Below are 11,584 nucleotides of genomic sequence, written 5' to 3'. Positions count from 1 at the left end.
TCTGCTTGATCGAAGATTGTTGAGTGTTCTATCAAGTCAAAAAAACCACGCCGGAGCGTGGTTTTTCTGTTTTAAGTCTTAGTGATTTTCAGAAGCATGGTTAATGGTGTATTTTGGAATTTCAACTTCCAGATCTTCATCAACCACCTGTACCTGACATGATAAACGTGAGTCAGGTTCTAGACCCCAAGCACGATCTAACAGATCAGCTTCGACATCATTCATTTCTTCCAGGCTGTCAAAACCGCGGCGTACCACCACGTGACAGGTGGTGCAGGCACATGACATATCGCAGGCATGTTCAATTTTAATGCCGTTTTTTAACAGGCTTTCGCACAGGTTGGCATTTTGTTCAACTTCAAACTCAGCACCTTCTGGGCAGAATTGCGCATGTGGAAGTACTTTAATACGTGGCATAGTCTTTACCTTAAATTAGTTTGAGTTTGACCAGTCGTCGAGCTTGGTGCCTTTAAGAGCAGCATCAATATGCTGGTTCATGCGAAGCGCAGCAAAAGCATCACTGTGTATTTTAAGCTGTTCAATAGCCTGTTCAATAGCCTGAATATCGGTTGTTTCAAGCTGGCTGTACAAATGGGTTTTCGCACCATTCAATGCGTCCAGTTGTTCTGTGCTCAATAGCTGTGCATCAACTTTTAACGCCTGTTCCAGGGCTTCCAGTTCACGCTGTGCTTCGACCTTGGTTTCCTGTAAATGACGCAGGTGTTTGTCTTCTTCTGCGTATTTGAAACCGTCAAGCAGTAAACGTTCGGTATCTTCGCTCGATAAACCATAAGACGGTTTAATGTCGATATGCGCGGAAACGCCAGAAGTCGTTTCTTTGGCAGAAACACTAAGCAGGCCATCGGCATCAACCTGAAAGGTCACTTCAATACGCGCCTGACCGGCAGTCATTGGTGGAATACCATGCAGGACAAAACGGCCTAAACTACGGCAATGCTCAACCAGATCACGTTCACCTTGCACCACATGAATCAGCATGGCGGTTTGTCCATCCTGATAAGTGGTGAATTCCTGACGACGCGCGACTGGAATTGCAGTATTACGTGAAATTAAACGCTCGACCAGACCGCCCATGGTTTCCAGACCTAAAGACAGTGGGGTAACATCTAAAAGCAATGAACCATCTTTGGTATTACCAATCAGCTGATTGGCCGTAATAGAGGCGCCAATCGCAACCACTTCATCCGGGTTAATAGTACACAGCGGTTCCTGGTTAAATACCTCACGGACAGCTTTTTGCACCGCATAGGAGCGGGTAGAGCCGCCAACCAGTACCACGTTTTGGATATCGGTCAGTTCCAGTTTGGCATCGCGCAGTACGCGTTTGCAGACGCTAATGGTCTTGTCTAACGCCACCTGAATAATGCTTTCAAAAGTTGCACGATCCAGTGTCAGTGTTTGATCGAGTAGTTGCAGTTCTACTGATTTCGCATCCGATAGCGCTTCTTTGGCTTGACGCGCTGCAACGACAAAGTGGGCATATTCGGTGTCATTTAATGTGTCAATATTCAGCTGTTTTTTCGCCCATTTGACAATTAAACGATCCAGATCGTCACCGCCTAATGCAGTATGACCGCCGGTCGCCAGTACTTCAAATACGCCTTGCGAGAAACGTAAAATCGATACGTCAAAGGTACCGCCGCCTAAGTCATAAATCACATAGTTGCGATCGGTACTTAAATTGCTGTCCTGATCCAGACCATAGGCTACTGCAGCAGCAGTCGGTTCATTGAGTAAACGCAGCACATTCAGACCGGCCAGTTGAGCTGCATCACGTGTGGCTTGACGCTGGGCTTCATCAAAATAAGCCGGAACGGTAATTACTGCGCCATTGACCGGATTTTTCAGGCTGTCTTCAGCACGGTCTTTCAGCTGTTTTAAAATTTCAGCCGAGATTTCTACTGGTGTTTTACGACCCTGCGCAGTTTCAAAAGCCGGCATTTCATTGGCTTCACCCACTAAATCGTAAGGATGCTGAAATTTGATGTCTGCCTTGGAGCGACCCATAAAACGTTTTACTGAAACAATGGTATTTTTCGGATCGCTGGTGATAAACGGTTTGGCATCATTGCCATATTGCGTGGTATTTTCGGCATAATGAACAATTGAGGGAAGTAACACACGACCTTGTTCATCATGAAGGACTTTGGCTTGCGCCGAAAGAACAGTGGCCACCAGTGAATGTGTGGTGCCTAAATCAATTCCAATCGCAATGCGATGTTCATGCGGTGCGCTTGATTGTCCTGGTTCTGCAATTTGCAAGAGCGCCATTGTGTTACATCCTTTGCACGTTAATTTGAAAAAATAAAATTAAAAATCGTCATCTAGGTCAAAGCTGTCGTCGTCGAGGAAACGATCTTCAGCCTTGTCAATATCGGTCATGACTTTCTGGAAGAAACGCAATTTACGTACTGTATCGCGTGCTTCGCCCCAGTCTTCATCTGCATAATCAATTTTAAATTCGCGAACCAGACCATCAATCCATTGCTGGACTTCGGTTTTTAGGGAAGCCAGTTCATCGGCAGAGTGGGCATCATCCAACTGCTCACGAATTTCGAGGGCAGACTGTAAAAACTCAAAATCACTGATTGACTGATCCAGATGATAGTCCTGTTTTTTTAAGCTCAGTAAATAACCTGCGCGGCTGTCAACTTGAGATAAAACTTTATACGCCTGGTTGATTTCGCTGGACTGAATCAGCGCCTGGTCTTTATCTTCGGCTTTATCGGGGTGATATTGTTGCTGTAACTTTAAAAATTCTGCTTTTAAAGTAGCCAAATCAATATCGAGTGCTACAGGCAGGTTAAACAGCTCAAAATGATTCATGGGAGAGATAATCCGCGATTGATTGCAAAAAAGGACTGCATAAATGCGATTAAAACAGTGTACAAGACACTGTTTTAATCTGCAAAAGAAGGGAGGGTCGGGAATTAAACCGTGAAGGATTCACCACAACCACATTCACCTTTTTTATTCGGGTTATTGAATTCGAAGCCTTCATTCAAGCCGTTTTTGACATAGTCCATCTCTAAATCTTCAAGATAGACCAAACTTTTCGGGTCAACGAATACTTTTACACCGTGCTGTTCAAATACCTGATCGTATGCATTGACGTCATCAACAAACTCAAGCACATAGGCCAGACCCGAACAGCCGGAAGTTTTCACGCCAACGCGAATACCTTCACCCTTACCGCGATTCTTTAAGTAATTGCTGATATGAGTTGCAGCATTTTCAGTTAAATGGATCATGAAAACTCCGTTAATCTGTCTTTAAAACGAGAAACAATTAAGCTTTTTGCTGTTTGGTACGATAGTCTTCAACAGCCGCTTTAATCGCGTCTTCTGCAAGTACAGAGCAGTGTACTTTAACTGGTGGTAAAGCCAGTTCGTTTGCAATATCAATGTTTTTGATGGCTTGAGCTTCGTCCAAGGTTTTACCTTTTAACCACTCAGTCACCAGTGAGCTTGATGCAATTGCCGAACCACAGCCATAGGTTTTAAAGCGTGCTTCTTCAATTACACCGTCATTATTCACTTGAATCTGTAAACGCATTACGTCGCCACATGCTGGTGCACCGACCATGCCTGTACCTACGTTGTCTGCATTTTTGTCTAAAACACCAACGTTGCGTGGGTTTTCGTAATGATCAATTACTTTTTCGCTATATGCCATTTTGCTTCTCCAAACCTCGGGGTCAGCGTTAATATTAATATGGGGTCAATATTCGTTTTATCAATGAGATGAAGCTGAATAAAGCTTCATCTCAGTGTCGAATTAGTGTTCCGCCCACTCAACTGTAGAAAGGTCGATACCTTCCTTATACATATCCCAAAGCGGAGAAAGTTCACGTAATTTCTCAACAGCAGCTTTGGTAATTGATAACACATGATCAATATCTTCTTCAGTGGTGTATTTGCCAAAACTGAAGCGAATTGAACTGTGCGCAAGCTCGTCAGACAGACCTAGCGCACGCAGTACATAAGATGGCTCAAGCGTTGCAGACGTACATGCAGAACCTGAAGATACTGCTGCATCTTTAAGCGCCATCATTAACGATTCACCTTCAACAAAGTTGAAGCTGACGTTTAAGTAGTTGGCTACGTTTTGAGTCGGGTGACCGTTCAGGAACACTTGTTCAAGGTCTTGCAGGCCATTCCAGAGTTTGTCACGTAACACGCGTAAACGGGTTTGTTCAGCTTCCAGGTTTTTACCTGCCAGCTCAAATGCTTCGCCCATACCTACGATTTGATGGGTCGCCAGCGTACCAGAACGCATACCGCGCTCATGACCGCCACCGTGCATTTGCGCTTTCAGACGCACACGCGGGCTACGGCGTACAAATAAGGCACCAATGCCTTTAGGGCCATAGATTTTGTGTGCAGAGAAGCTCATTAAATCAACTTTTAAGGTTGAAAGATCAATCTCGACTTTACCCGCAGCCTGTGCAGCATCAACGTGGAAGAAGATTTTGTTGGCACGGGTAATTTCACCAATTGCAGCAACGTCAGTCACGGTACCAATTTCGTTGTTCACCATCATCAGGGAAACAAGAATAGTATCTGGACGAATTGCGTCTTGAACCATTTCCGGGGTAATTAAACCGGTTTGTGGTTGTGGCTCAAGATAGGTAATTTCGAAGCCTTCAGACTCAAGCTCGCGGCAGGTATCTAAAATTGCTTTGTGTTCAATTTTAGAGGTAATGATGTGCTTGCCTTTAGATGCATAGAATTGAGCCACACCTTTTAGGGCAAGGTTGTCAGATTCAGTTGCGCCTGAAGTCCAGACAATTTCACGTGGGTCAGCTTTGATCAAGTTCGCAACTTGTTCACGTGCATATTCCACTTTTTCTTCTGCTTGCCAGCCATAGGCATGTGAACGAGATGCTGCATTACCGAAGGTGCCTTCGAAAGTTAAGCATTCCATCATACGTTCTGCAACTTGAGGGTCTACAGGAGTTGTTGCTGCATAGTCAAGATAGATCGGACGTTTCATGTCAAATACCTGTAACCGATAAAAGGGCTGAATCAAAAGATGCTGAATTTTGGCGAATTGCAACGGCTTGAACGTTGTCACGAGCTACAAGGTCAGCAAGGGTGATTTTTGCAAGATAATCGGCAATATGGTGGGAGAGTTCTTGCCATAAATCATGGGTTAAGCACATTGCACCATTCTGGCAGTTGCCTTTATGGTCACAACGGGTGGCATCAACCGTTTCATTTACAGCTTCAATGATTTCTAATACGGTGATTGTATCGGCACTGCGCGCCAGGTGATAACCACCATTGGCTCCACGAATACTGGAAACCAGGCCGTGACGCTTTAATTTCGCAAATAACTGCTCAAGGTAAGCGACAGAAATAGATTGTCGAGCTGCAATTTCTGCAAGAGTGATCGTTTGTTCAGTTGGCTGCAAAGCTAGATCAAGTAGAGCAGTCACTGCGTAGCGACCGCGAGTGGTTAAGCGCATGATTCGATACACATGGTTGGACTAGATGTGTAGATTCTATGAATCCTGACTAAAATAGTCAAGTTTTTTTATTATTCGGATATTCGATTCAATCGCAGGGAAATTAAGGATTTAAACGATCCATAAATTATACACTAATAACGCAATTAATAGCAGAGTAATTAGACTAAAAGCCAGATTAATTCGCTTTTGGTTGCGCTGCATGCGACGAATGCGGTTTTTATACTGTTTAACTTCTACCTGCAGGGTATTAATGGTCGAGCGTTGCAGGTCAATTTTCTCTAATAATGGGGCAATCCGGCGTTTAGAGGTTTCCAGTTCCTGCTCGTGTTCAGGATCGGCCAGCCATTGACGCCAGTCCGACAGTACTTTAGGAATACTGAATAAGGTCAGCAGATCACGGAATTCATCTTTTAAAGTCGGGTCGCCTTCAATGCGCATGGCTCGAATACTGCGGCGATTCCCCAAGACAAAAATCTTGATCAAATCCAGCAATGTGGTACGGACATCTAATTCGACGGCTTTTTCAGGTGCTTTTAGATCAAACAGGATGCCGTGTTCGCTAAACTGCACATAGAAGTCGAAATAGGGGATATAGCTGTTAATTTTGACTGCAATTTTCTGGTCTACAAATTTTTTGGCCTGAAGTGCAACAACACGATCATATTTCAAGATAAAGCTAAAGATTGTTTCCAGAACAATCATCACCATCGTCAGCAACAAATGTGATTCATTTTGTCTTTGTTGCGATTCATTCATACAATTTAGTCCCTAACCAGATCGAGTCGTGCATATCCAAGCAGTGCATTACCAGGAAGTAATACATAATATTCTTGCTTTGTAGAACAGTTTAACAAAACGTTCAAGTGCTTAATTTGCTATTATAAGAGCATTTTGTTGGTTTATGATATTGAATGGTATACAAAATAAGCAGGAGAAATGCGAATGGATGAAGCAGCAGTAGAATTGCCAGAACCACAAAACGAAAATGAAAAAGCGTCTAAAAACAAAGCAAGAGTACGTTCAGGGCGTAAATCGGCGCTAGACTTTCGCAAATATACCAAACAGATCTGGCTGGCCGGCTTAGGCGCATTTTCCCGTGCTGAAGAAGAAGGCAATAAATTATTTGACTCACTGGTCAAGGTGGGGGAAGAACTGGAATCCAAAACCACCGAAATTGCCGATCAGACCGTAGAAAAAGTTTCTGAAAAGGCCAAAGAATCGGTGGTCGATACCAAAGATAAGGTCGAACGGATGATTGACCATAGTGTTCATCATTCCTTGAACCGTATAGGGCTGGTAACCGTGAAAGATATCCAGCATTTAGAGCAGCTGGTGCTGCAACTGCACAGCAAAGTCGATGCTTTAATTGAAGAAAATAAGCAATTAAAAGAACAACTCCTGAAAAAGTGAAAATCTCGACAGCTTTGGCATTTTTTTGGCAGATTTTTGCAACTTATTTTGTATAAATGCGTCTGGAGAGTATTGCTTTTACCCTCAAAGCATTGCTATAAAGGCATTACGGTAACTTAAACGAAATCTTTGGACCTTAAATAAACGATATTAAGAGGACGTAATCTTCATGAATAAATCAGAATTAATTGATGCAATTGCAGAGAAAGGGGGATTGTCTAAGACTGACGCTGGTAAGGCTTTAGACGCTACAATTGCTTCAATCACTGAAGCGCTGAAAGCAGGCGACACAGTGACTTTAGTGGGCTTCGGTACTTTCAATGTGAAAGAACGTGCTGCTCGTACAGGCCGTAACCCACAAACTGGTGAAACACTTGAGATTAAAGCAAGCAAAGTACCTAGCTTCAAAGCGGGTAAAGGTTTAAAAGATTCTGTAGCTTGATCTTTTAAGCAGTATTAAACGCGCCTCCTGGCGCGTTTTTTATTAATAATCAGAGTTTCGGGTTTTAATACATTCATTCGCTGAGGGTTTTCGGTTAAAATCCTGCACAAGTAAAATATTGGAATACTTATGGAATCTTTTCGTAATGTTATTAAGGGCTGGTTGGGCAAGGTTTTGCTCGTTCTGTTTCTGATCCCTTTAGCACTTGTAGGTATTGAAGGATATTTTAGTGGCGGCAATTCTGCCGACTCGGCAAAATCAGTAAATGGGCAACAGGTTTCCAAACAGGAATTAGAAGCCTTAACCAACTCATTAAAACAACAATATCTCAGCTATACACAAGGCGATGAGACCTTGTTGAATCAGGCGTATATTGAAAATAAAGCACTCGATACTCTGATTGCACGTACCTTGCTGTTACAACAGACGGAACATTTGGGTATTTCCTTAAGCGATGCGCAAATTGAGCAGATGATTGCCCAGCAACCAAGCTTTCAGGAAAATGGCCAGTTTTCTGAAGCACTGTATGCCAATTACCTGCGTTCAGTGGGCATGAGCAGTCAGGCTTTAATCCAGAACCTGCGTCAGGATCATGCCTTGAAAATGCTTAGCGCGAGCTTTATGGATCATGCCTTAGTGAGCGAGCTGGATATCCAGCAGATTGCCAATTTACAAACCGAACAGCGTACCTTGCATTTATCCAGCATTAAACTGGATGAATATAAGAAAAATATTCAGGTTTCAGCGCAAGAAATCAGTGATTATTACAATAAACATTCGACCCTGTTTAAGCAGGTCGCCAATGTTGATGTCGACTTTATTGTTCTGACGCCAGCACATATTTCCGCGACTGAAGCTGCAATCACCGATGCAGAATTGCAACAGGCCTATGACAAGTTTGTTGAAGCCCAGCAAAAAAATGCAGCGCGTGAGGTTAAACATATTTTAATTACCACCGATGCACGTGATGATGCAGCTGCCAAAAAACTGGCGGATCAGGTGTATGCTGAAATCCAGCAGGGCACCAGTTTTGCCGCTGCTGCACAGAAATATTCAGAAGACCCGGAATCTAAAGACAAGGGTGGCTTATTTGAGGCTTATGACGTGGGTGCCTTTGGCAATGCCTTTGATCAGGCAGTCACCAGTCTGAAATCAGGTCAGATTTCTCAGCCGGTGAAAACCCAATATGGTTATCATCTAATTCAGGTTGAAACCGATGCAGTTCAGGTGCCTTCTTTTGAAGCGGAAAAAGCCCGTTTAACTGCAGAACTGAAAAAGACCAAACAGCAAAATGCCTTCTCGGATACGGTAAATAGCCTGAATGAGATGGTGGTGGGTAGTGATGCGCTGGATGTGGTATCTCAGGAAGTCAAAGGCACCAAGGTTGAATCGGTAAAAGGCTTTAGTCTGGCCTCTCAGCATCCAGTATTATCTGATCCAAGTGTGAAGGTGAAACTGTTTAATGATGATGTGAAAAACGGCGATCGTAACGCTTCAAGTAACATTCAAATGGCCAATGGTAATGTGGTTTGGGTGAAAGTACGTGAGTATCATGCTGCGGGTGTGCAAACCCTGGCTGAAGCAACACCACGTGTACGTGCCAAACTGATTGAAGAAAAAGCCTTTAATGCAGCCAAAGCCAAAATCCAGAAATCACTGGATGAGTTCAAGACGCAACCGGCTGCAGAAGTCTTGGCTCAGCAGCAAATCCGTTTTGAAGATGCTGGTGTATTTACCCGTGCTGAAGGTCGTTTAAAGCGTGAAATTGAGCGTGCTGCATTTAGCTTGATGCCACCGAAGCAAGGGATGTGGTCTGTGACCACGGCAGCTTTGCCAAATGAACTGGTGGTCGTGGCAGTATCGAATGTGAACCGTACCACTTCAAATGCTTTAACGCCTGAACAGTTACAGGAGCTGGCCAAGTTGTATCAACAGCTGCGCGCCCAGCAAGAACTGGATGACTATACCCAGTATCTGAAAGCTAAAGCAGATATTGAATAAGTCTGACTGCATAATAAAAAACCGGCGCAAACGCCGGTTTTTTTATTGTGCTTATATTTTGGTGAAAAGTTTATTCAGTACGGATAATCAGTTCATAGCCGGTATATTTACGGATATTAATTACGCCAGTATCTAAAATTAAATATTGTCCTTTAATCCCGAAAAGTTTGCCGCGAATCACCGGGGTCTTATCCAGATTATGCGATTTAATTTTTTCAGGATACTGTTCCACCGGATAAATAAACTCACGTGGACGTTCCTGCTCCATCAATTCCAATGTTTCATTAAACTCAAGATTCTGGTTAAATTCTTCACGAATGGTGCTGATTTTTGGTGAAAATTCTTCAATCAGCTGGTCACGGGTCGCAATTAAATCGACCGGTTCAGCTTCACCTTTGAGCAGTTTGCGCCAGTCAGTTTTATCGGCAATTTGTGAACCAAACATGATTTCCAGTTGCCCAGATAAACGACGAGAGCCGACTTTCATAATCGGTAAGGCCTGAGTCGCCCCTTGATCCAGCCAGCGTGTTGGCATTTGGCCAATACGGGTAATCCCGACCTTTAAGCCACTGGAGTTGGCTAGGTACACCACATGCGGCTGGAAGCAGACAGATCGTGCAAATTCTTCTTCGCGGCAAGTGCCTAAATGATAATGGCAGGTTTCCGGTTTCATAATACACATGTCACAGGACGCTTTGGTTTTAAAGCATTTAAAGCAGTGACCTTGTGAATAGGATTTTGGAGTTTTGCTGCCGCAAGAAACACAGTAAATATTGCCGGTCCATTCAATTTCTATTTCTTGACCCAAGCGAAAAGGCAGTTCGATTTCTGAGCGATCCAGAATAAATTTATATTCAACATTTGCCCGGTGTGTCTGTTGATCAGTTACACTAAGGTCCTTTAGACCTGCATGCATTTTATGGCAAATGCCTTGTAGTTCCATAAAAAATACTCACTTTCATCATAAGGAATGCAGTCATGGCTGAGATGAATGTCATCACTTCTATGCTAGACGATTTAACCCAGGAGCAGCCAGTTTCTACTGCATTGTGTATTGGTCAACATCTTGAACAATACGATCATCATCAGACAATTCAATGGCAATATTTTAACGTAACTACGCTTTTAAATCTGCCTTTTACCCAGCGTTTTGATTTGGCTTTTGTACTACTCGATACTGAAGAAATGGCAGATTTGAGCAGCGTGCAGAAATCGCAGCTTTTGGTGAAACTGCGTGATTTGCTGGCCAAACGTATGGTGGTGGTGACTAAACGTCAAGATGAACCTTTATTACGTGCCTTGGGCTTTACTCAACTGATGGATAAAAGCCAGCCGCAGCATGACCTAATGTTGTGGCAATTTAATATTTTGACCTATAAGCATGTACCGGACTGGTTTAATTCCAAATTCTGGGCTAACCCGGAAAACTGGGATAAATATCGCTGGTAATGCTCAGCTTTTCTGCGGTTTTTGCAAAAACATAACAATTTCGGATGTTTCAGATGAATGAAGCATCGTATGCTGAGTGAATGTCATTAAAGGAAGAAATAAAAATCATGACAAACTTAAGCAATATTGTGGAAATTTTGGCGAAACAGGCCTTAGGTTCAAATTCCAATCAGCAGCAATCCCAACAAAGTGGTGGGCTAGGCGGTATTCTCGGTTCAGTTCTAGGTCAACTTGGAAATAATCACCAGCAGAGTGGGCAAAGCCAGCAAGGCGGTTTGGGTGGGATTTTAGGCTCTGTGCTGGGCCAATTCGGTGGTTCCAGTCAGGGGCTAGGTGGTAGTTCTAAAACTTCTCTTCTGGTTGCGGTATTGCCTTTGGTGCTGGCCTGGATTCAAAAGCAGGGTGGTTTGCAAGGTGCACTGGACAAATTAAAAGGTCAGGGCCTAAGCAGCCAGGTGGATGACTGGGTTTCGACCGGGCCGGGCGAGAATGCCAGTGTGAATCCGCAGGAAGTCCAGAATCTGTTTGATGATGAAGAAGTGGAACAGGTAGCGCAGCAAACCCATGCCCCTAAACAGGATATTTATGGCGCAATTTCACAGGTGTTGCCACAGATTATTGACTCTTTAACTCCACAGGGTGAGCAGACCAGTAAAACTGAAGCCAATAATGATATTCAGAATGTGCTGAATATGGTGTCAGGTTTCTTGAAAAGATAAGCCTGTTTATATAATGAAGCCAACCTGAGGTTGGCTTTTTAAATCCATAAATCTGGATATAAAAAACAC

14 protein-coding genes are annotated in these 11,584 nt (G+C 43.5%); 5 read left to right on the top strand and 9 right to left on the bottom strand.

Annotation, left to right across the window (positions count from 1 at the left end; all coding sequences use genetic code 11):
- Positions 1–78: 78 nt before the first annotated feature.
- From fdx to ACVLR6_RS07920, 8 genes are all read right to left on the bottom strand, one after another.
- On the bottom strand, positions 79–417 hold the full coding sequence (gene fdx, locus ACVLR6_RS07955) for an ISC system 2Fe-2S type ferredoxin (protein ID WP_005178469.1): 339 nt from the start codon (positions 415–417) through the stop codon (positions 79–81).
- A gap of 15 nt (positions 418–432) precedes the next feature.
- Positions 433–2,292, bottom strand: a complete 1,860-nt coding sequence (gene hscA / locus ACVLR6_RS07950; protein ID WP_411687417.1) for a Fe-S protein assembly chaperone HscA — start codon at positions 2,290–2,292, stop codon at positions 433–435.
- A gap of 39 nt (positions 2,293–2,331) precedes the next feature.
- Positions 2,332–2,847, bottom strand: coding sequence for a Fe-S protein assembly co-chaperone HscB (hscB, locus tag ACVLR6_RS07945; protein WP_005178465.1), 516 nt, complete (start codon positions 2,845–2,847; stop codon positions 2,332–2,334).
- Positions 2,848–2,951: 104 nt separating this feature from the next.
- Complete coding sequence (gene iscA, locus ACVLR6_RS07940; protein ID WP_411687418.1) at positions 2,952–3,272, bottom strand: iron-sulfur cluster assembly protein IscA; 321 nt, start codon at positions 3,270–3,272, stop codon at positions 2,952–2,954.
- A gap of 37 nt (positions 3,273–3,309) precedes the next feature.
- Positions 3,310–3,696 carry a Fe-S cluster assembly scaffold IscU gene (gene iscU, locus ACVLR6_RS07935; protein WP_005178460.1) on the bottom strand — a complete coding sequence of 129 codons (387 nt, stop codon included), beginning with the start codon at positions 3,694–3,696 and terminating at the stop codon, positions 3,310–3,312.
- Between the two features lie 102 nt (positions 3,697–3,798).
- Positions 3,799–5,016, bottom strand: coding sequence for an IscS subfamily cysteine desulfurase (locus ACVLR6_RS07930; RefSeq protein WP_005178458.1), 1,218 nt, complete (start codon positions 5,014–5,016; stop codon positions 3,799–3,801).
- A 1-nt stretch (position 5,017) separates the two neighbouring features.
- A complete protein-coding gene (locus ACVLR6_RS07925) occupies positions 5,018–5,491 on the bottom strand; it encodes an Rrf2 family transcriptional regulator (RefSeq protein WP_005178455.1) in 474 nt (157 codons plus the stop codon).
- 111 nt (positions 5,492–5,602) lie between these two features.
- Complete coding sequence (locus ACVLR6_RS07920; protein ID WP_005178449.1) at positions 5,603–6,250, bottom strand: hypothetical protein; 648 nt, start codon at positions 6,248–6,250, stop codon at positions 5,603–5,605.
- Between the two features lie 186 nt (positions 6,251–6,436).
- On the opposite strand from ACVLR6_RS07920, the gene ACVLR6_RS07915 reads away from it, so the two are divergent.
- From ACVLR6_RS07915 to ACVLR6_RS07905, 3 genes are all read left to right on the top strand, one after another.
- On the top strand, positions 6,437–6,904 hold the full coding sequence (locus ACVLR6_RS07915; RefSeq protein ID WP_455994911.1) for a phasin family protein: 468 nt from the start codon (positions 6,437–6,439) through the stop codon (positions 6,902–6,904).
- A gap of 169 nt (positions 6,905–7,073) precedes the next feature.
- Entirely contained in the window at positions 7,074–7,346 is a 273-nt protein-coding gene (locus ACVLR6_RS07910) for an HU family DNA-binding protein (protein WP_005178445.1), read from the top strand.
- 129 nt (positions 7,347–7,475) lie between these two features.
- Positions 7,476–9,347, top strand: a complete 1,872-nt coding sequence (locus tag ACVLR6_RS07905; RefSeq protein WP_104491556.1) for a SurA N-terminal domain-containing protein — start codon at positions 7,476–7,478, stop codon at positions 9,345–9,347.
- A 70-nt stretch (positions 9,348–9,417) separates the two neighbouring features.
- Here the strand turns inward: ACVLR6_RS07905 and ACVLR6_RS07900 are convergent, their stop codons facing one another.
- Positions 9,418–10,290 carry a DUF2797 domain-containing protein gene (locus ACVLR6_RS07900; RefSeq protein ID WP_455994908.1) on the bottom strand — a complete coding sequence of 291 codons (873 nt, stop codon included), beginning with the start codon at positions 10,288–10,290 and terminating at the stop codon, positions 9,418–9,420.
- A gap of 35 nt (positions 10,291–10,325) precedes the next feature.
- Here ACVLR6_RS07900 and ACVLR6_RS07895 point away from each other — a divergent pair, with 35 nt between their 5' ends.
- Positions 10,326–10,796 carry a DUF6231 family protein gene (locus ACVLR6_RS07895; protein ID WP_455994905.1) on the top strand — a complete coding sequence of 157 codons (471 nt, stop codon included), beginning with the start codon at positions 10,326–10,328 and terminating at the stop codon, positions 10,794–10,796.
- Positions 10,797–10,903: 107 nt separating this feature from the next.
- Positions 10,904–11,515, top strand: a complete 612-nt coding sequence (locus ACVLR6_RS07890; RefSeq protein WP_104498959.1) for a YidB family protein — start codon at positions 10,904–10,906, stop codon at positions 11,513–11,515.
- Positions 11,516–11,584 lie beyond the last annotated feature (69 nt).

The organism is Acinetobacter sp. T63 (assembly GCF_053852345.1).
This window is presented reverse-complemented; position numbering and strand designations above follow the sequence as displayed.